26 protein-coding genes and 1 pseudogene are annotated in these 19,970 nt (G+C 36.9%); 3 read left to right on the top strand and 24 right to left on the bottom strand.

All coding sequences use genetic code 11. The features are described from left to right. Positions 1 to 333: 333 nt before the first annotated feature. Entirely contained in the window at positions 334 to 855 is a 522-nt protein-coding gene (locus tag MOJ78_RS06395) for a CBO0543 family protein (RefSeq protein ID WP_304980365.1), read from the bottom strand. Between the two features lie 245 nt (positions 856 to 1,100). On the opposite strand from MOJ78_RS06395, the gene MOJ78_RS06390 reads away from it, so the two are divergent. Further along, a complete protein-coding gene (locus tag MOJ78_RS06390; RefSeq protein WP_304980364.1) occupies positions 1,101 to 1,985 on the top strand; it encodes a vanadium-dependent haloperoxidase in 885 nt (294 codons plus the stop codon). Positions 1,986 to 2,314: 329 nt separating this feature from the next. On the opposite strand, the gene MOJ78_RS06385 is transcribed toward MOJ78_RS06390, so the two are convergent. The 13 genes from MOJ78_RS06385 to MOJ78_RS06325 form a co-directional block, all read right to left on the bottom strand. Continuing rightward, a complete protein-coding gene (locus MOJ78_RS06385; protein WP_304980363.1) occupies positions 2,315 to 3,481 on the bottom strand; it encodes a TraB/GumN family protein in 1,167 nt (388 codons plus the stop codon). Between the two features lie 273 nt (positions 3,482 to 3,754). Beyond that, a complete protein-coding gene (locus MOJ78_RS06380) occupies positions 3,755 to 4,570 on the bottom strand; it encodes a ZIP family metal transporter (RefSeq protein WP_304980362.1) in 816 nt (271 codons plus the stop codon). 285 nt (positions 4,571 to 4,855) lie between these two features. After that, a complete protein-coding gene (locus MOJ78_RS06375) occupies positions 4,856 to 5,638 on the bottom strand; it encodes an ABC transporter permease (protein ID WP_304980361.1) in 783 nt (260 codons plus the stop codon). Positions 5,639 to 5,643: 5 nt separating this feature from the next. After that, entirely contained in the window at positions 5,644 to 6,447 is an 804-nt protein-coding gene (locus tag MOJ78_RS06370) for an ABC transporter permease (protein ID WP_304980360.1), read from the bottom strand. After that, on the bottom strand, positions 6,444 to 7,421 hold the full coding sequence (locus tag MOJ78_RS06365) for an ABC transporter ATP-binding protein (protein ID WP_304980359.1): 978 nt from the start codon (positions 7,419 to 7,421) through the stop codon (positions 6,444 to 6,446). The genes MOJ78_RS06370 and MOJ78_RS06365 overlap by 4 nt, the downstream gene beginning before the upstream one ends. A gap of 301 nt (positions 7,422 to 7,722) precedes the next feature. After that, entirely contained in the window at positions 7,723 to 8,061 is a 339-nt protein-coding gene (locus MOJ78_RS06360) for an NIPSNAP family protein (RefSeq protein WP_304980358.1), read from the bottom strand. 121 nt (positions 8,062 to 8,182) lie between these two features. Beyond that, the gene (locus MOJ78_RS06355) at positions 8,183 to 8,335 is read right to left on the bottom strand and encodes a hypothetical protein (protein ID WP_304980357.1); all 153 of its coding nucleotides are present in this window, start codon (positions 8,333 to 8,335) and stop codon (positions 8,183 to 8,185) included. Positions 8,336 to 8,449: 114 nt separating this feature from the next. Further along, entirely contained in the window at positions 8,450 to 9,112 is a 663-nt protein-coding gene (locus MOJ78_RS06350; protein ID WP_304981194.1) for an HAD family hydrolase, read from the bottom strand. Between the two features lie 47 nt (positions 9,113 to 9,159). Beyond that, entirely contained in the window at positions 9,160 to 9,324 is a 165-nt protein-coding gene (locus MOJ78_RS06345; RefSeq protein WP_304980356.1) for a hypothetical protein, read from the bottom strand. 448 nt (positions 9,325 to 9,772) lie between these two features. Then, positions 9,773 to 10,006, bottom strand: a complete 234-nt coding sequence (locus tag MOJ78_RS06340; protein WP_304980355.1) for a hypothetical protein — start codon at positions 10,004 to 10,006, stop codon at positions 9,773 to 9,775. A gap of 159 nt (positions 10,007 to 10,165) precedes the next feature. Next, the gene (locus MOJ78_RS06335; RefSeq protein ID WP_304980354.1) at positions 10,166 to 10,510 is read right to left on the bottom strand and encodes a hypothetical protein; all 345 of its coding nucleotides are present in this window, start codon (positions 10,508 to 10,510) and stop codon (positions 10,166 to 10,168) included. Positions 10,511 to 10,612: 102 nt separating this feature from the next. Continuing rightward, positions 10,613 to 10,900 (bottom strand): hypothetical protein, encoded by a 288-nt coding sequence (locus MOJ78_RS06330; protein ID WP_304980353.1) that lies wholly within the window; start codon positions 10,898 to 10,900, stop codon positions 10,613 to 10,615. Between the two features lie 96 nt (positions 10,901 to 10,996). After that, positions 10,997 to 11,170 (bottom strand): hypothetical protein, encoded by a 174-nt coding sequence (locus tag MOJ78_RS06325; protein ID WP_304980352.1) that lies wholly within the window; start codon positions 11,168 to 11,170, stop codon positions 10,997 to 10,999. 327 nt (positions 11,171 to 11,497) lie between these two features. Here MOJ78_RS06325 and mraY point away from each other — a divergent pair, with 327 nt between their 5' ends. Continuing rightward, on the top strand, positions 11,498 to 12,454 hold the full coding sequence (mraY, locus tag MOJ78_RS06320) for a phospho-N-acetylmuramoyl-pentapeptide-transferase (protein ID WP_304980351.1): 957 nt from the start codon (positions 11,498 to 11,500) through the stop codon (positions 12,452 to 12,454). A 161-nt stretch (positions 12,455 to 12,615) separates the two neighbouring features. On the opposite strand, the gene MOJ78_RS06315 is transcribed toward mraY, so the two are convergent. The 4 genes from MOJ78_RS06315 to MOJ78_RS06300 form a co-directional block, all read right to left on the bottom strand. Next, positions 12,616 to 13,137 carry a hypothetical protein gene (locus MOJ78_RS06315; RefSeq protein WP_304980350.1) on the bottom strand — a complete coding sequence of 174 codons (522 nt, stop codon included), beginning with the start codon at positions 13,135 to 13,137 and terminating at the stop codon, positions 12,616 to 12,618. 115 nt (positions 13,138 to 13,252) lie between these two features. After that, positions 13,253 to 13,627: a hypothetical protein gene (locus MOJ78_RS06310; RefSeq protein WP_304980349.1), complete on the bottom strand. Its 375-nt coding sequence runs from the start codon at positions 13,625 to 13,627 to the stop codon at positions 13,253 to 13,255. A gap of 502 nt (positions 13,628 to 14,129) precedes the next feature. Beyond that, the gene (locus MOJ78_RS06305) at positions 14,130 to 14,666 is read right to left on the bottom strand and encodes a DinB family protein (RefSeq protein ID WP_304980348.1); all 537 of its coding nucleotides are present in this window, start codon (positions 14,664 to 14,666) and stop codon (positions 14,130 to 14,132) included. 239 nt (positions 14,667 to 14,905) lie between these two features. Beyond that, positions 14,906 to 15,370, bottom strand: coding sequence for a VOC family protein (locus tag MOJ78_RS06300; protein WP_304980347.1), 465 nt, complete (start codon positions 15,368 to 15,370; stop codon positions 14,906 to 14,908). A 481-nt stretch (positions 15,371 to 15,851) separates the two neighbouring features. Between MOJ78_RS06300 and MOJ78_RS06295 the strand changes: the two genes are divergently transcribed. Next, positions 15,852 to 16,010 (top strand): hypothetical protein, encoded by a 159-nt coding sequence (locus MOJ78_RS06295; RefSeq protein ID WP_304980346.1) that lies wholly within the window; start codon positions 15,852 to 15,854, stop codon positions 16,008 to 16,010. Positions 16,011 to 16,129: 119 nt separating this feature from the next. Here MOJ78_RS06295 and MOJ78_RS06290 read toward each other — a convergent pair whose 3' ends face one another. The 6 genes and pseudogenes from MOJ78_RS06290 to MOJ78_RS06265 form a co-directional block, all read right to left on the bottom strand. Further along, positions 16,130 to 16,510 carry a hypothetical protein gene (locus MOJ78_RS06290; protein WP_304980345.1) on the bottom strand — a complete coding sequence of 127 codons (381 nt, stop codon included), beginning with the start codon at positions 16,508 to 16,510 and terminating at the stop codon, positions 16,130 to 16,132. A gap of 157 nt (positions 16,511 to 16,667) precedes the next feature. Continuing rightward, entirely contained in the window at positions 16,668 to 16,796 is a 129-nt protein-coding gene (locus tag MOJ78_RS06285; RefSeq protein ID WP_304980344.1) for a hypothetical protein, read from the bottom strand. 69 nt (positions 16,797 to 16,865) lie between these two features. Next, positions 16,866 to 17,243, bottom strand: a complete 378-nt coding sequence (locus MOJ78_RS06280) for a hypothetical protein (protein WP_304980343.1) — start codon at positions 17,241 to 17,243, stop codon at positions 16,866 to 16,868. A gap of 122 nt (positions 17,244 to 17,365) precedes the next feature. Next, positions 17,366 to 18,197 (bottom strand): annotated as a pseudogene (locus MOJ78_RS06275) (GNAT family N-acetyltransferase). A gap of 533 nt (positions 18,198 to 18,730) precedes the next feature. Then, positions 18,731 to 19,225 (bottom strand): DinB family protein, encoded by a 495-nt coding sequence (locus MOJ78_RS06270; RefSeq protein WP_304980342.1) that lies wholly within the window; start codon positions 19,223 to 19,225, stop codon positions 18,731 to 18,733. A gap of 200 nt (positions 19,226 to 19,425) precedes the next feature. Beyond that, positions 19,426 to 19,905, bottom strand: a complete 480-nt coding sequence (locus MOJ78_RS06265; protein WP_304980341.1) for a hypothetical protein — start codon at positions 19,903 to 19,905, stop codon at positions 19,426 to 19,428. Between the last annotated feature and the right edge of the window lie 65 nt (positions 19,906 to 19,970).

The raw sequence follows: 19,970 nt of genomic DNA, 5'->3' as shown, positions 1-19,970 counted from the left end.
CCTCCTTTCACCGTTTACACTAAGTATTAGGTAAACAGAAGAATTCATGAGAGGGAAAATTTGTCATCAAAAGACCCTCGAATATTCCTGTTCTTGTACTATTCATGAAATGAATGTCTGATAAACATTATTATACTAGGAATTTTGTAAGTGAAGGGAGGAATGATTGCTTAACGTCGTATCAGAAATAAGGTTTGAAGGGCCTCCATCTGTCCGACATAAACATGAGGAGAGGAGAGAAGGCTGAAAGCCAATTGAAAGATTATTTTGGCCGGCTCCGTAACAGTTGGAACGATCAATTTTCAAGTTTCAACTATTCGGTTGGCTGTCATGTCATGTCTTTTTACCTAAAACCTGCATGAACAGTGGTCCTTTTATGTGTGTGTCGGAAATACTCCTCCCTTCATTCATCCTTCTATATATTCTTACATGGATGATCAGCATGAAGTAGATAAAGGGATAAAGGATGAATGAATAGAATAAGTTCCAATTCTTGTGCCACAGCATGCCGACTTCAAGGCTTAACCATTCGTAACCTGTAGAAAAAATCGCCCATCCAATCAGATAAACAAGCTTGGAACCCCGAGCTGAATCATACGGATACCAATTGATGATCATTGCAGCTGCCGCAGGATAGATGCCTAGCAAAATCAAAAGAGCTTTAAAATCTGGCATCCTTGGGTCAAAAAATCCCCATGCTTGTAAACGAAAACTCGCAAAAACATCTACTAGAGCGCTTACCAATAAACCAAATATGACAGTTGTATATATATCAGATATCCTTAAATGTTTTTTCATAAAAAAAACGATAGTGTTAAAAAGCATAATTGTCAAAATCATTACAACCCAATCCAATTTTCTTCCCTCCTTACAACTGTCATTTTTCCAATAAAAGTTTTTTGGATCCAGACCAAATTAGGCAAAAGAAATTTTAATATCATTTACAATTATCGCCATGTGCTTGTGGAATTAAACAACCTGTTTCAGTGATGTTAACAGGGGTAGTTGTACTTCCTTTTCTTATCTAAAAGTCAAACCGTCCATTCACATCCTGTTTACCTTGCATAATATGCAATATGGAAAAATGGAGGTGAATGTTTTTGGGAAAGGATTATTTACGCTGGTCAAAGGTACCTTACGCTGGGGAAATGAACCCACCGACTGATCCAGTCACCCCTTTAGCAGGTTCATGGCCACTCGCTTTTTTAAAACGAGATGAAGGTGGGAATTTTGCCGATCCAAAAGGAAGAAGACTGCGTCTGCCTATCACACATCCCAACCGGATTGACTTTGATAGAGAATTACTTATCGTTAAAGATACACTGAAGAACCTTACCCCTAAACAAAAAAAGATCGGCATCTATTATGGAACAGGAGCACCGACCAAACAGTGGACGCCAGTCATCGACCGATTGATTGATACGTATGGTGTTGCCCCGACAGAGGCAGCAAGGATATTGGCGAGTGTACATGATGCAATCAATGACACGTTAATTGTAGTGTGGGAATTAAAGTATGGTTGGGATGTTGCAAGACCGAACCAATATGACCCAACCATGAAAACCTTGATATGTACACCTCGTTTTCCGACCTATCCATCTGGACACGCAGCAATATCCGGGTGTGCACAAGTCGTACTAAACTACTTTTTCCCGAGGGAAGCAAAAAAGCTTCAAAAAATAGCGAACGACGATGCGAATAGTCGTTTGTATGCAGGGGTTCATTTCCCGATAGATAATAGTGAAGGACTTCGATTGGGAAGATCGATCGGAAATGTAATTGTCAATCAACTGAAATCAGAACGGAATAGTGATTCGGAATACATCGATCATCCATATCGGGATAACTTGAACGCGGATATCCTACCGGACAATTATAAACAATATATCCCCTACGATTTCCCGGAGTCATGTACATCACCTATCATAAAAAGGGAAAAAAGAAACAATACCCGTAATCATATCAAACCATTGCTTTTCTTATAAACCTGTGTAACAACGTGCATTTCGATTTACTTGAAAACTCAACCACCATAAGTAACATTTCGTCATCGAATAAGCCAATCGAAAGTAAACGTTTGGCCTTTTTATTCAATTCTTCAAGTATATTCATTACCTAAAAATAGCACCTATATTATAGAGAAAAAGATTGAGCATCCATATAAAAAAGTACATCTCAAGGATGTGCTTCCTTACGTTACTTCAATTTCAACATCGTCGTCTATGACTTAAATCATTTCCCAGTCACTTCTTCTATACAAAGTTGGCCAGATTCCAATTCCACATCTGTGTCAGCATATATATATTGATATTTACTAAAGGTTTTCCAAAAACAAGCGGATGACGTCTGCTCCGCCAATGAAGGTTCCAACTGTGCTTCCTAAGTTCGATAAAACGACAACGAGCAGAATTCGGGTTACGTTATTATGCCAAAAGCCTTTAGCGCTGAACACATCCTCTGAAAGTGTTTCGAAGTCTTTTACACTGGGCCTCCTAAAAAAGGCTTGAACAATTCCTGCAAACCACCCAGCTGCAAGCAATGGGTTTAACGAGGTTATTGGAGCTGCGATAAAGGCCGTAACGATTGCAAGCGGGTGTGCAAAAGCAATCAGTGCTCCAAGTGCTGAAAACGTCCCATTCCATAGAACCCAGCTTATTGTTTGCTGGAATCCTGCAGATGGGTTGGCAATGAACGTATAGGCAACCACCGCAAGAATAAGCACTGGAATCGACCAACCGATTATTTTAGGTACTTTGGATTTCGGGGGAATCTTGGTTAAACGTGATAGATCATGTTCTTTTCTGATTTCCTCTTTAATCCCTGGAACATGTGCTGCTCCTAAGACAGCCACAACCTTCTCTCCCGGAGCCTCTTTGATTTTCTGGGCTAAATATTGATCCCGTTCATCGATTAACGGCTTCTTTAATTCTGGGAAGTTTTCAGTGAACTCTTTAAGTAATGCATTCAGCATATCTTCGGACTTTAACTTCTCCAGTTCCTCTTCTGAAATGCTCTCGTTACTGAAAATACTAAAGAAAATCTGCATAAGGAGCTTCGCCTTTCCACGAAATCCTATCCCATTCCAGATCCGAGAAAAGGTGATTTGGATATTCCGGTCAGCAAGTACGAGATCTGCACCGACCGCTTCTGCAGATTCAATCCCCTGAATCATTTCTTGCCCAGGTTTAATCCCCATTTGTTTCGCCATGCGTTTTTGAAAGGAGGATATGACAAGGTTCATTAAGAGCAATGTCGTTTTTTTCTCTTTAATCACCTTGAAGATATCCGTTTCCTTCCACTTGTTCCCGTCCATGATCGATTGGTATCGTTGTTTATCCAACTCTACACACACAGAATCCGGCTGCTCAGCTTCGATGACTTCCTTTACCTGTTCTGCACTTTGCTTCGAAACGTGCGCTGTCCCGATCAGGATAATTTCCTTGCCATCTAAATCAATTCTCGTAATGTTTTCTTCAGACATCAAATATCCCCCGTACTTATAATTAACCTTACCATCAGGTAGTTGCAGCATATTTTATTCACTAGTTTCCGTATAAAAGCTAAGCTTATATATTTGCTCACACCTGTTAATCCGTGAAAAAGATTCCGATACTATTCGGAATCATCAACTAGAACTATAAACATTTTATCACTAATTTCTAACAAATGTCTGTTACACAACAATAAAACCGAGTAATTTATGATTCCAATATCATAAAACTGATATATCATCTTTGGCAAACACTTTTAGTAGCTATCCAAGTGCAACATCCAGTATCATCATGACAGTGAAACCTATCATCAAGCACATGGATGCAAGATCTTTGTTTCCGTTTTCCTGTGAACCAGGAATAACCTCTTCTGCTACTACAAAAATCATTGCTCCTGCTGCAAAGCTTAAAGCAAATGGGAGAAGTGGTTCCATTAATGTAACTGCTAGCACACCGATTATTGCAGAAATTGGCTCAACCATACCTGAAAATTGTCCATACATAAAACTCTTTCGACGTGACATCCCTTCTCTACGTAAAGGCATGGAAACTGCAGTACCTTCCGGGAAGTTTTGAATACCAATCCCTATAGCTAATGTTACTGCAGCAGCCAACGATGCTGATGGAAAACCAGCTGCTACAGCTCCAAATGCAACCCCTATTGCTAGACCTTCCGGAATATTATGCAGTGTAATGGCGAGTACTAACAGCGTGCTTCGTCTTCTTTTATCAGGATGAATTCCTTCAGCATCTTCCATTTTTGAATTTGGATGTAAGTGAGGAATAAGCTTATCTACTCCCCACAGAAATATTGCACCAAGCATAAACCCTATCGCAGCAGGCAACCAAGCTGGTAACGCATCACTCTCTGCCATTGCAATTGCAGGTGATAGTAAAGACCAAAAGCTAGCTGCAATCATAACTCCACCTGCAAAACCAAGCATTCCATCCAAAAGCTTCTGGTTCATTGTTTTTGTAGTAAACACCAGGGCAGCCCCCAGTGCAGTCATTCCCCAAGTAAATAAAGTCCCAAGCAATGCTTGAGTAACAGGACTTAACGTAGAGAAAAAATCAATCATAATATCTTCATCTCCTCCCAATTTCGGTTAACAAAGATTGTTTACCTAACGCAAGTTTTAAACCAAAAAAATTCATGATTTCAATATATGCAATATAACAAATATGTTTCCTTAAGTAAAAATTCATTTCAAAAAACGTTCACGCTAACACATCAACGTACGTAATAAACGCTTGAATATCCCAATCGAAATTGCCCGTTGTGTCACCAGAATGCCTTCGACATCACTGGATTGCTTCATAGCTTAAAATACACGGATGACGAGTGACATCACCCAGGTGCAGCATCAAGACCCCGTCGACCGATAATGTCGGACACCAAACTTCCAAACTAACAAACAGGGTAGGATGAACACGATGCCTGCTAACGGTGTCGCCATATAGAGGAGTTCATTGCCACCACTTTTATCAAGGATGTACATGAGCGGTAAGTAATTCACCGTTCCAAACGGAATGACGAACGTGAAGAACCGGGCAACCCATTTCTGATAAATGTTGAGCGGATACTGGGCCATCTCCCTTCCACCATCGGTAAAAATATTCACGACCTCGAGACCTTGGATCGTCCAAAAGCATAAGGTGGCAGCCAAAATGAAGATGCCAGCAAAGATCGACACGCCACTGATAATCATCAGACATAACGTGATAATTTTTACCACATTCCACTCGATCGTCAGGTGGTTCAATGCCCAAACCAACACGAGTACACTTTGGAGCAGCCTCCCGAATCTCGTAAACTCGAATTGTGAGCCGAGCACCTGGACGACCGTACTCCTTGGTCGTACGAGCACCCGGTCAAAGCCCCCATGTTGGACAAGACTCGAAAACGAATCGAATCCACGTCCAAAGCACTCGCTGATTGCAAACGCCATATGGATCACAGCAAAACAGAGCGCCACCTCGTAAAAATCCCAGCCCTTTATCTCGCCGAACCGCTCGAACAAGAAATACAAGCCGGCAAAAAGGGATAGCGGCACAAGGAATTGCCCGACCGTGAGCAGCCAGAACGATGTCCGATACTGCATTTGTGATTTGAACAATATGGAAAGATAACGGAAATAAAGACCCAACGCTCTCACCCTCCTTGTACAACAACTTTTTGCAGTGCTTTTTTCAGTGCATACCTTCCTAATAAAACGAGGACGAGAAGCCAGACGAGTTGCAGCACGATGCCGACCAGTGCGTCACTCTGCGGGATATGCCCCGAATAGACCCTGAAAGGAAAGTCCGCCGTCAACCGGAACGGAAGCATGTACGCGATCTCTTTCAACCAGGAAGGCATCAACGGAATCGGAATGACGAGCCCCGCGAAAAATTCTCCGATTACACCAAATACGAGCAGCGAACCGACAGGAGACAATGTAATGAACACAGAAATGTAAATGAACATCGAAATCGCAACAAGAATGAACAATCCCAAAATCAAGGTGATGAGAAACAAGACGAAGGTGATGAAGCTAGGTGGAAGTGACATCCGGTACGGTTCCGGCAAAAGGAAAGCGACGAGCAGAATCGGAAAGGACCGAAGAAACGCACTCGACAGACGTTGTGCGAGAAGCTTCGCATACCAATAACCGTAAATCCCACACGGTCTGCACAATTCATAGGCGATATTCCCCGTCGTGATCAGATCAAACAACTCGTTATCGCGGAACCAGAGCATGATGAACGCAAGGAACGACTGCTGGAGCCATAGGTAGACGACCAACTCTTCCAAAGAGATCGGCGGGTTATCGATCACCGAACTGTAGAACGCTTCGAAGATCATGATGTACATGAATCCCCAGAAAAATTGTGTCGCGACCCCAGCAAGTGCCGCCGACCTGTATTGCATCCCATTGAGTAGCCTCAGCTTCAATACCGAAGAATACGGCTTCATATCTGGTACTCCTTATACAACTGGACGATGATGTCTTCGATCGGCTGTGCATCGACCGAAATATCGATCAGTTCCACTTGATTGGACAATTGCGTGATAACCTCTGAGACCATCGTATGCTCCGAATCGACGCTCAAGATTGCACGTTCGGGTGACCACGAAAGAAGGGACGTCCCCGGAATCTCGAAACGCCCTACACTCTCCCGATAATCGACCGTAATCGTCTTATGCGATCCGAACCGGTTCCTTAATTCATTCAATTTTCCGTCGTATAAAATACTTCCTTTTCCGATCAACAGCACCCGGTCCGCGAGCGCTTCGATATCGAACATATCATGCGTCGTCAGGATGATTGTCACGCCTTTTTCCTGGTTGATCGTTTTGATGAACTGCCGGACGGCGATTTTCGAAACGGCATCAAGCCCGATCGTCGGCTCATCCAAAAACAAAATGCTCGGGCTATGTAAAAGGGAAGCGGCAATTTCACAACGCATCCGCTGTCCTAAACTCAACTGACGGACAGGTGACTGGAGCAGGCTTTGAAGGTCAAGGGTCTCCACAAGCAGATCGTGATTTGCTTGATACTCAGCCTGTGGGATTTTATAAATGTCACGGAGAAGCTCGAATGAATCGATGACCGGAACATCCCACCAAAGCTGGGAACGCTGTCCGAACACCACTCCAATATGTTGGACATAATCCGTACGGTCCTTCCACGGCGTATAGCCTTTGATCGAAACCTTCCCGCGATCCGGTACCAGTATTCCGCTCATCACCTTGATCGTCGTCGACTTCCCAGCACCATTCGGACCGATATAGCCGACAATTTCTCCAGGTTCGATGGAAAAGGAAATGTCGTTCAATGCTTCCACAACCGTATGCTTCCGATGGAACAACGCCTTCGTTGCTTCCCTTAGTCCGGAAGACCGCTGTGGAACTTTGAACGATTTGCTCAACCCTTCAACTCTGATCAACTATGATCCCCCCTAACGTTTTACAGTCAAAGAAGATTATAATACCACCATCGATCACAACAGTCAATTCCTTTTTCTGAAATTTAAGAACTATGAAAAAGGGAGCCGATTAGATCGTCCAATATTTTGGAGAACACCTTCAAAAAACCCTTGAACTACAATGAAATCTTCAACCTTAATCCCATAGTTCATATCACGTCATAAAGCTCAGAGATATGGCTCTGAGCTTTTATTTTTTTAAAGAGAATTTATTCAACTAAAGCCCATGAAAATCCTAATTCCTGATAAGCTCTATATGTGTTTATTTTACTGTTGACTTTATTTCTTCATTCCTGACTTCTGATATGTATTCTGAAAATACGTGCTGTTTCCCGCCATGCTGTTTATACCAGTCTTGAACACGTTTAACATGAGCTTCATCACTTCTTACATTAGCTTCTATTTCTTTATAATCTCCATAACTATCATATTCCCAGATAGCAAAGATTTCGGTGGTGCGATCATCGATTTCCTTCATCCAACGACCGACAAATCTTGCTCCATGTTTTAGTTGATTAGGGAGATTTGTATTGTTAAAGTGAGCATTAAATACTTCGACAAATTCATTTTTTACAATATAAAATTTTCTTCGGTAAAACAAAGTAATTCCTCCTAATAATTGTGAACAAATCCTACTATCTGTGCTCTTGGATAAAGTCAATTATTCCAAGCACAGACCCTGCTCAAATGTTAAAAAGCACGACTTACCGAATAGCATTTATTTAGAATTTGTTGTAATGTTTTTGAAAAAAATCAACAATAAAATAGATTACGAAAAACATGACAATCATAATAGCAGTTACAGAGAGCGATATAGCTAATTGTTGATAGACCGATTCGTATTGTTCAGGATGTATCCATATTTGAACGTTCATAAAAGAAAGTCCAACAATGGTTGAAATCAACCAAAATTTCTTACTGAACTTAAAGAACATATTTCTTACCATTCCTTCCAAAAAACTCGAAGTTATCTTGACGGGAAGCATTCATTAATTGAATATATTATGTTGAGATCTGTTTTCGATGAATTGTCTACAATCTTTTATGCTACGAAATATTGTATTTGGCTTTACATTAAACCTTTGCGTTTGGTAATTCAGCAACCAATGTACGCCAACTGTATATATATCGGCTGCTTTACCGGCCAAGATATCTGCATCACTGTCTCCGAGGAAAATTGCTTCGTTGTTTTCTATGTTTAACTGTTTTAATGCTTTATTTATTCCTTCGGGATGCGGCTTCGGTTTATTTACATCATCACCAGTAATTACAACATCAAAGAATTCTTTCATATTAAGACATTCTAAAGAAATATTTAGACTCCTACGCGCTTTTCCTGTAACGATCGCTAATTTATATCCCTTACGTTTTAGATATAATAGTAAGTTGTTCATTTCCTCATTATCAGGGACAAGGTTCCGATGATTTTTAGTATATTTTTCATAATATAGCTCTATCGCTCTATCTTGGTTTTTATTTAAGAGATTTTCTTTAATGATCCCCGTCTCTGATGGTCCGAACATAGCCTTAATCTCACCATCTGTAATGTCAATATCATCAAATTCCTTAAACACAGCTTGAAAGGCATGAAAACAAATCGGTAACGTATCAGCCAGTGTGCCATCAAAATCAAAAATAACTGCCTTAATAATAAACACTTCCTTTAAATGAAATTTATATATATTATTTCTCCTTTAGACTAAAGACTTCCTCCTGCTATTAAACGGTTCTGAATGAGTAAAGAGTGCTCACGGATTACAAATGCCTCACGGTCAGTTGAAATAAGAATTCCTGTTTTAAAATGCCACATACATAAAATCAAACAGAGTTCGTACAGAGCAGGGACTGCCTTCGTTACACTCATGCATTATTAAACACCGAAGCAAGGTTGTCTGCTAATTGAACTTTGGTAAAATCATCGTGTTGATTAAACTATACCCCTTTTGCTTAATACCAAGAATTTCAAATAAATGGATTTAACACAATGATAAATTTCATCAAAAAAGAGGCTGCCCCCCTATACGAATAAGCCCCCTATTATGGAGTAATCATTTCTTTTATTTCTTATTTAACAACAAAATTCTTAAGATATTTGGTGTCCACAGAAGAGACTTCATACATTTTAGAACTTCTATTCTCATTGGCGAGATAGCTTTGCGTACCAATATTATTTATCCAAGGAAATATTTTTCATTTTCACCATTTTCATATGAAACTTCAAAAACAAAATTAGCTTTTTCCGCATCAACAACACCTGGTAATTGTTCTGCATTCTTTACTGCGTTTATAAATGAATTTAGTGCATCTAAGTTTTAATCTTCATAATATTTAACGTGAGGTTTTTGAACATCATTATTATTTTCTCCTACAAAAGAGACTGAAACTGTGTTAACCGCCTTATTTTCTAAATAAATCCTCTCGTTTGATCCAACCTTTTCATTTATCGAAGAATCTTCACTATTTGTTGAATTACATCCTGTTAAGAGATTAGTAGTTATAGCAGATATTAAAAAGGCAATTAATAATAATTTCTTAGAAAATTTCATTTATGCTTCCCCCTATGTAATTATTTCTATTACACTATTCCACACCACAGGTTTCAAATATTTGTATGTTTTATTTTTGAGCAATCCCTCCCGACAGGTAGACATAATAAATAGAGGTGGATCTCTATTAGATCAGCGCCCCCTTCGTTAAAGAAGATATTAACCAAATTCTCTAACTATCCGAGAGCCATTAATTGTTTTGAATTGCCCAATTTTATAGCCACGACCTAAAAGTTCTCTCATAAATTCTGCTGGTGAATAAATAACTTTATGATCTTCACCAAATGGAATTCCGATATCTCTAATAAGTAATAATTTATCAATTAAGGTTGTATCACTAAATGCATCATGTGCTGAACTTTTATATGTAATCACTAACTCATTATCAGTGATTTCTTTAATATCACATCTTTTTAATAATCTATCTTTTGAATCATCATTGATATATCCACTAATTTTGATGAGATTATCTTTTATAGAAATAACACGAGCGGGATAATTCATAATATCACTCCAGATACTAGCATTCTTTCCTTACTAATGCTTTCTAATTAAAGTAAAGCTGGTTTAATAGAATAAGAGGGCGTTTTAATCCTCTTATTCTGTTTAAAAGCTTATTTTTTGTTGTTCTTCTCGACCTCTTTCAGTTAATTCAAGCCAGTAATCATTTATCTCTTTATCATCAGCAGATTTAGAAACTTCAGCTTTGCTATTAAGGGGATAACCAACTATTATCATTCCGTCATCTAATAATTCGGATAATTGTTTTATAATTTCGTCTCTTGAAAAATGTAAATCAAAGTTTCTTAAATAACGCTCGAATAACTCTAAAGTCCTTGGTCCATCGGCAATAGCATCTATTATTTCTTCTTTTAAAGACAGTTTTTTTGACATGACATTCCTTCTTTACTGTTAAAATAAATAATGTACTCTTTACTTCATTTAAATTTAGCCTTCATATTTAGTCAGGAGTTATATTGCCAATTTGTTTTACATCAGTTGAGATTCAATTATAGCTAAAACATCATAATAAGCATGGTTCATACCTACTCTAAAGGCTTTATCTCCTCCTGTTTCCTTCCCGTTGTTTTGTAAAGTTTCATTATATTTTTCATGAAGAATTATTACTAAATCATGCAAATATCCATTAAGTTCTTCACTCATTTATTAGTACAATCCTGTCTGATAGTTAAATATTAAACAAAAAGAGGCGTAACCCTTCTTAGCTCAACGCCGTTCACTCCCAAACTATCACTAATAATCTTATATTAATCATTCCAAACTTACACTGATATCTCAATTTTTATCTTTATAAAGTTAATAACAGTACATACCTATTAAAGATATCCCCCCTTATGTTGAATAAATAATTTAATAGTAATCAGTTGGTCTCAATTAATCTTGATTTTTATATTTTGTATGAATTAGAGGAAATCAATAGTCTTCTTAGAACTTATTATAGAGATTAAAGAGAAAGGGAGAAAATAAAAAGTGAGTGATCAAATAATTCCAGCTATCATTGCTTTTGTATTAGTCTCTGTTTTTTCCCCACTATTCATTGCTATCTTAAGAAAATTAAAGCTCCTTCAACCGATAAGGAAAGAACTTCCTTCCAATCATCAATTAAAAAAAGGTACTCCGTTAATGTTTGGGATGATTCTTTTTGTAGGAATTATCGTATCCATATTTTCTTCACCTACGCCATTAATGTATTTCTTGTCAATTACTTACATTCTATTTAGTTTTATTGGTTTTTTGGATGATTTTTGGAAAGCTTCACGCCAAGATCCCCTAGGGGTGTCGGGTAAGACCAAGCTTGTTTTACAATTTCTTTTTACTGGTGCTTTGCTTTTCTACGTGATTAACGAACTAGGTGTAGACACCGTTATTAGTATTCATAAAAATTTCTCCTTTGATCTTCCAATGGTGGTATATACCATTGTGATCACCTTATTTGTTGTTGGTTCTGCAAATGCTATTAATTTTACGGATGGCTTGGACGGTCTTTTGGGAGTTGTTGCAATCCCTACATATTTTTTCTTTTTTGTAATTTCAGACAAAACAGAGGTGCAACTTTTTTGTTTAATTATGATTGGATGCTTACTCGGTTTTCTCATTTATAATTTATATCCTGCCAAAGCTTTCATGGGGGATACAGGATCATTAGCGATAGGGGGATCACTTTCATTTCTTGCCATTATTGAGAAAGTGGAAATTCTAATTCCCATTTTATTCTTTATATATTTTGCTGAACAACTTTCGGTTATATTACAAGTTACTTCATTTAAACTTACACGTAAACGTATCTTCAGAATGACACCGATCCACTTTCACTATGGCTTAAAATATGGGTGGTCTGAAAATACAATTGTCACCGTTTTTGGATTTATTTCTTGGTTTTGTGCTTTTATCTGTTTAGCTTATTGGAAATTTATTCTCCATCCATAAATAACGTGAGGGCGTTATCCTTCTTAGATTAACGTCCCCTAGTATAATGGAATCACGAGCGCAATCCAACACTCTAGAATTGCGCCTGTTTTGTTGAATAAAAAATGCATGAATCTGTACATATTCTAAGAAACAGCCTTTAAGTAAAACAATTCTATAGGCTAATTTACTTTTGCAAACTCCATTTGTTCCTCTACAAAAGTACGTACTTCATCCTCTATCTTTTTTTTGATCACGAACTCCACATAATGGTGCCCTATATAAAAACGAACCAATCCCCAGCTTGGATATCCAGGATTTTCAGCTTGAAGTCCTGTAATCCAATCAACAGTATCAATTTGTTTCCAGTTGTAAAATTTAGTCGCCGATACAACACCTTTTTTTCCAATCGCACCGCGCCAGATCTGTGTAAAATAGAGGACAGTAAGTATAACGAGAAAACATATCATCAAAATATTCACTGTCATTGATAACTTCAATAGTCCAAACCCTTGCGTTATAATGACCAAAATAATAATCTCATTCGTCCAAAAATTCTTCTGAGTATACTCTCCACTATAGGACAACCCATATACTGGAACCACTCTTTTTTTGTCTCTAAAATTCTTAATGAGGTAATAAAATGCAACCCCGATCCCCATAACAATTAAGATTGCAAATACTATATTTATTACAATTGCCATCAATAGCACCCCGCGATCCATATATGATTGGATACGAATAAATCCTGAAAAAAGTTTCATATTATCATACCAAAAGACGCGTTGCTCGTTAAACGCGCCCTTTTACTGAAGCTGACTATCTAAATTGGCTGGGATCTTTCTCTCTCACTATTGGTCCGTTCTGAGAAAGACTCAATTCAATCACACGGTCGGTTATTCTGTCATATAGATCATCTTCTAGATATGGTTCTTGATAATTATATACTCTGTCAATATCTGCTTTTATGTCTTGTATCACTGCTTTATTAAAAGTGCTATTGTCATTTAAGGTTTCCCAAAGATACGTACAAAATCGTTCAAAGCCCTCATCCCAGTTACCATTTCCGTTGTTTTGTGCTTCATACCTAAGTTTTTCGAGTGCTCTGAGCAGCTCACCTTCAACCGTATCTGCTTGACCACTCTTTGGTACATACTTTTTCCAAATTGTTTTGGCTTCTTCAAAATATTTCATATCAACTCTCCAAACTATACAATTCTCTATTCTATTCCAGAATATTGCACAGAATCTCGGATAAGAGATTAGGCAAAATCATTATTGTTCATCAATTTTCGCACCCTAGTGTTGAAGACGGAAATTGGCATCATAATATAGCAACTGAGCAGATACAATTACCGAAATTACTGATATCCCGACCACAGATAAACCATTAGCCTTTCTCCTTAATTGAGGTACAACAATAATTATAAAGACAATCAAAATTGCTATTAAAAATATGGCGAAGATTGGTCGTAACAAAGTAAATGCTCTTAATGTTTCAAATGAGTTGTATGTGTACATAGAGACCTCTATAATCCCGAACACTTGTATAATACCAATTATTTCAAACTATTAGATCTAACTCAATAATTTATTTCATAAGAAAAGGGCCATACCCTTATAGCAGATAAGCCCCCTCGGAACAATGAACGTAATCCAATATTCTTGAATTGCGCCCTATAGGAGAATATGTAAATTATTCTCGCTCCTTTGGCCAAGAGCCTTGTTGTTTGCGAATTAATACAATTTGCCCTATATGGTATACGTTGTGCAAAATTTGACGAGCCAAACCCCCAACAAGTTCCTCTTCCAGTTGACTGTCATTAACTTGTGCTAGTGATTTACGCAAATTTTCACAAATTAGGCGTGTTTCTGCCAAGACTGCCTTCCATTTTTCAGAATCTGCTGGATCCCCGATATCTCCAAATGTATTCTGTGACAAGACTGCCTTCCATTTAGAATCCGCTGGTTCCCCGATATCTCCAAATGTAGCCTTGTTATTAGATGCCTTTTTTCTAGGAGTTGTGTCATTGATTTGTCTAACAAGTAGAGCGTTGTAATAATTTAGATGGTTCACAGTTTGCCAAATTGTATTCCCTCCTCCAGGGGGTTGCCAGCTTGCATCTGTGGAATTCAAACCCTCAAGAGCAGATTCTAAAGGTAAAAACCAGGTCTCAGTATCCCAACTAAAGTCATATTCCATGCGAAAAATATCCATCAGTTCTAGGTTCATTTGCTTACTCACCTCACCTCAAGTTACTAATATTCAGACATTAGGAATAGCTAAAACATTATCTATAATAATAAAACAACTCCCCTGACGGACCCAGTCAGTGAAGATGTTATTCTACAATCTGGCCCCGATTGCTGAAGAACGTATTAAGGTAAAGCACCCGTTAGCACAAGAATACCAAAGAGCTATCGCTACGACTATAGTACACTGCCTTATATATTAATTAAGCATACTGGTAACTAATAACGTTCTTTTTGATTATACCAATCCTTCAATTCCATCATTTCGAAAACTTCCTCACTATCTAGCTCAAGAGGTGAAATAAATTCCAGTGAATTATCGTCAGGATCTTGGAAGTATATTGCGGCGTGAGTATGTGGGTTATTTGCAAGAACAAGCGGTTGCTGTTCCTGAGAAAAACCAAAGTTTTCTTTAACATTTATCCCTCTTTTTTCTAACCATACTTTAGCTTTTTTAATATCGTCAAGATCTACATAGAAAGCTAAATGTCTTATTGAAGGATGATAGGGTATTTGTGTCTCTTCACATTCCCATAGACCTAACCAACTCTTTCCCTTTTCTATCCAGAAAAATGTAACCCTTTTCCCTTTATAAGCTAACTTTAATCCTAATTTTTGATAAAATTCTATTGACCTTTCAATGTTACTTACTGGTAGATGTGCCTCATACAATCCTTTGATCATTTTTAACCCCATTTCTTAAGTTTCTTAACGATAATGCTCCTATATATTTATTTTTACATTCCTACTTAATTATTACCTCCGAGAATAGTTTTAAATTCCCTACAACTTTAGATGTAGAATATTAAGGAACCTTAAAACTTATTCAACTCAATGGCCCGATCAGTAATGATTGATATTTATATTTCAACATATTTTTCTAGCGGCTTTTGTTATCCACATACAAAATCGACAATACAAATCACACAGCAGAATCACACACGCTACATAATTTATTTCTTACCCTGCGAATTTGGGTGTGAATTCATGTGTCTTTCTTGTGTGAAATCGCATGCGTTTTGATGTGTGAATTTATACTGTGTGTACTCCAAGACGGAACCCGTTATTCTCCTTCTTCAAGAAAATCCGCTCAAATACTTAGGTAATAACTTTGTGATTTTTGTAAATAATAAGATTGTTAAACAATAAATTTAGGAGGACTTGCATGCAACAGGATAAAAATGCTAAAAAGAGTATGGGTTCTATGATGAAACCTGAAAGTGCTGGAACGGATGCACAAAAAGTAAAACAAGAAATTCAAAAAGATGTAAGCCGAGGACAAGGTGCAATGACTTCCCGAGAGGCAGGAGCAATGCGAGACTAAAAAACCACTTTGAGTGGTTTTTATTTTTCAACTATAAAAGTTCAAGTTATACTTAAGTTAAAGACAACAAAGTACCTACTTTGAAGGATAGTCCTATTTCTTGAATATAATTTAATTGTTCATTTAGTTTTTACTGAGATAGCTGGAGAAATATTGATAACCCGACAATCTTCTAGGTCATTTTCCTTTAAAATACCAAGGTTAATCGCTGCTTTCATTTTGTCGATATCCGGTTTTTTCACCATTAAATCTTCTAATTTTAATTCCTCTAATTTCTCTACCGTCTTTGCTTCATTAAATTTCTCAATTGCTCTAACTTGCCTTTGTAATATGTAATCACCAACTGCTACTTGCCCTTTAACATTTTCGCCTACCGTCTCATCAAAGTAATTATGGAATTGCTTTTTCATTTCCTTCATGGCAGATTCAATTTCCTTTTTCTTTTGATTAAGCCTATAAAATTTTTCAAGCATTGCTTCTGTTACTTGATATTCACCCATCCTTACACTCCCCATATAAACTAGATATATCATTTTATGGGGTTAATAAATTATGTATGACTAAAAATAATCGGGAATATAAAAGTAAACTGAATATGTTTTATTTTACAGCGATTCGTATTACAACCTATAATCTCATTTTGAAGTCGTATTCTTACTATTCTCGGACAGGTGAATGTATATAAAGGTTATACTCTCTTGCAATGTTCTTTTCCGGGGTAGCAAAAGATAATAGCACTTTTACATTAGGCTGGATGTATGCAGATTTAATTTCTTCATAAAACACGACCCTTAACCTCCCAATTCTAGTAAGTAAAGGTGATCACCTTCTGCCGCAATCGCCCCTTTAATAACATCAATGTTTATTAAATGATCGTACCAATAAAATACCCGACAAAGCTGTAAGCAGTATTTGAGTTTCAGCCATTTTGAACATTTCGATGTAAAATGGATTTGCTAACCCAAACCAAATGCTCCAGTATAACCTTGGAATGAAACATACAATCGCTAAGAAAATCGCAGGAATAAACAGCCAATTTACTTTTATATTGCCTTGCATAATATTTCTTAAGGCTTTCCACTCAATCAAAATTCCAAATAAAAATGCCCAAAAAGTATTAGTCATTAAATAAAGCAACACTAATATTCCAACGACAATAGATATGTAAAACAATGTCTTTTTGTTGGTAAAACCACTCCTAAACTGTAATCTAATTATATTTAAATAAATCATTTCCCGACTTCGTGGATAAACCCTCTTCTTGAACATAACTGCTCAATAGTTAGATATTAAACAAAAAGAGGCGTAACCATTCTTAGATTAACGCCTCCCGTTAATTGAATAACACATCAAGTTTAATCAATCGGAAAAATGCACACTAAATAATTTAAATAATTGTCTAATCCTATATTTTTAGCAATTATATTAGATGGCTTATTTGTCTCCTCACAATCCCAATATGGAATCATACCCTTACTCACACAGTCTTTCACAACACAGTGGGCGGCCTTCTGACCTAATTTATTCCCCTGATGATCCTCTATTGTTTCTATATCTATACCGTGAACATTTTCAGCTACAAATCCTGAAAAACATAAACTCACAATCTTATTTTGGTAGACAATACAGTAACCAATTCCCCTTTAGAAAAAAATTCTCAGGAGAACACCAGAATTCTGATATTTTTGAGCGTAAAAATCCTATGCTTTCAAGATAATTGTTCTTATTCTCAAAAAGTTCTTTGGTGATTTTTAATACTTTATAATCTTGTTTAATCGAAGGTTCATTATTATCTTTATAATGACTTTTTGCCAACTTATAAACATTTTGATTAGATTTCTGCGTGTGACGATGTTCAAAGGTCCTCTCTATCGTCTTATCCCACCTTGAATGATTACCAATTGCTATAAAATTATTTAATCTCAGCTTCTTTGCTTCAGGAAAAATTACCTTATCAATAAAATCATTTATATGGTTATTAAATATCTCATTTGCTTCATCTCCAATAAAGAAAAAACCATCATTATTACCCAACCAGATAAGTCCTGTTTTAGGAGAATCGATATGATCTACAAAGATTCGACCTGGGTTATTCCCTTCTATTATCGCTTTAACTTCTAAATGTCCCACATCATTAATTAACTTTTCGCATTTATAGAATTCAGCTTTATCAAGTTCGCGAATCATTTTTAACCCTCCTACCGGAATAACATTATCACTTAAATTCGCCCCAGCCTTTTACAACATTTCTGCCTTGGTTATCACAATTAGTGATAACCATTGTGCAGCTATCGCCCCCGTCGTAATAACGAATTTCTTTACAATGTTTCATGTAAGAGGATAATGAAACATTAGAACGGTACCATTATTTTCATGATTAATTTTGTATGGGGTAAGTAATATATCTTTAATCTTTCTCCATCATATTGCTCTTCATCAATAGGAGTATATAAGTTTGTTAATTCCAAACCGTTGATATAAATCTCTTGTGTGCAGACTCTCTTTGCGCAATCATCCTCAATTTCCACTCGCCTTCTGTGATTTGAAAATCCTTATTTTTAAAATAAGGAATATTCTCTTTTAGTAAAAATACCATATCTTCTCTATATTTTACATGTTGGGAAGGATCACTATTAAACTAATAGTTATCAGAAAGCCGTATCCACTTATTGTAGATATGCCCCCGATAATGGTATAACTGTAAAGCTAATGAAGCTTTATTAAAAGCTGCGTTTCCCTGGCCAAGCTCCTTGCATTTTACTAAGGAATACAATTTGCCCAATATGATATGCGTCGTGCATTGCTAAACTCTTCAGTTCAAGCACTAATGAATTATCTTCTCCTGGGATCTGTCTATACAAATTTTCATGTTCTGATTTTGCTAGTATTTTTCCAAGTTCACGATGAACATAAAAGTATTCTTGTTTTGTTTCCTTCCAATTTTCTAACGTCTCAGTTGGTAATCGAAATGTAGATTCATTATTTTCTGCCTGTGGTTCATTCGCTGTTTCACCAAGAAATCGCATCAGAAATCTCTTTTTATAGAAAAGTAAATGACAAACTAATTCCCAAATGGAATTCATTGCCCCATCAGCTGGTTTCAAAATTGCCTGTTCAAAAGTAATATCCTCTAGCACTTTTTCAAGTGGGGGAAACCAGTCTTTTTCATCTAAGCAACTTGCCCATTGTTGTAACAAAAGTGTCTTTACATCCATTTTCTATTCCCTCCAATTTAATCCCTTTAGTAGATAATCCCATTGGTCAAAATTCATTTGCGGCGTGTTGTAGATAGCTCACTAATTAAGGTGTCATTCCAATTCCGTGTTCAATTAAACTACCCAAGTGTTGAATAATGGAAATGCTCGAAATCACTATATGAGTATCTTCGGCAATTGCACCCGTTCGCTTAATTAGCTTATCCGTCACTTTGTGTAACCGCAATCTTTTTTTCAAAAGGAATACCTAAGTAACTATATTTTACAGTAATATCTTTTACACCTTCGTTATAATAAACCACTATTGCATAATGTCTAATGGTATCAAAATCTCCAACATATTTGCTTTCAGGGGGTGTTTTTATCGGATAATCACTTATTTCATGAAAGCTAATCCCTTCACTTGTATCCCGAACCTCTGAAATCGTAATCAGACCATTTGAACGACTTATACCAAGTTCAACTTTGTAAGCATTTTCATTAGAATTTACTAAAATCTCTTTCAGTTTTATATCAGCAAATCCTTTATTATCTATTTCAGCAACAAACGTGAATGGATTTAATTCTTTATTTAAACTTTGTCCTGAACTATGTAGAGGTGGGTTCATTTTTAAAAACATCGTAAAACCTAACACCACAATAACAATAAAAGTAATAATGATAACGGTTTTATTTTTCAAACTACCTCTCCTCCCCGTAAGCATAAACCCCAAGGTATTGTTTTGCCTAACTATTCTGCCCTTAG

The sequence above is a fragment of the Alkalihalobacillus sp. AL-G genome, from assembly GCF_030643805.1.
Classification (GTDB): domain Bacteria; phylum Bacillota; class Bacilli; order Bacillales; family Fictibacillaceae; genus Pseudalkalibacillus.
The sequence above is the reverse complement of the archived record's forward strand: the minus strand, read 5'-3'. Positions and strand labels throughout refer to the sequence as shown.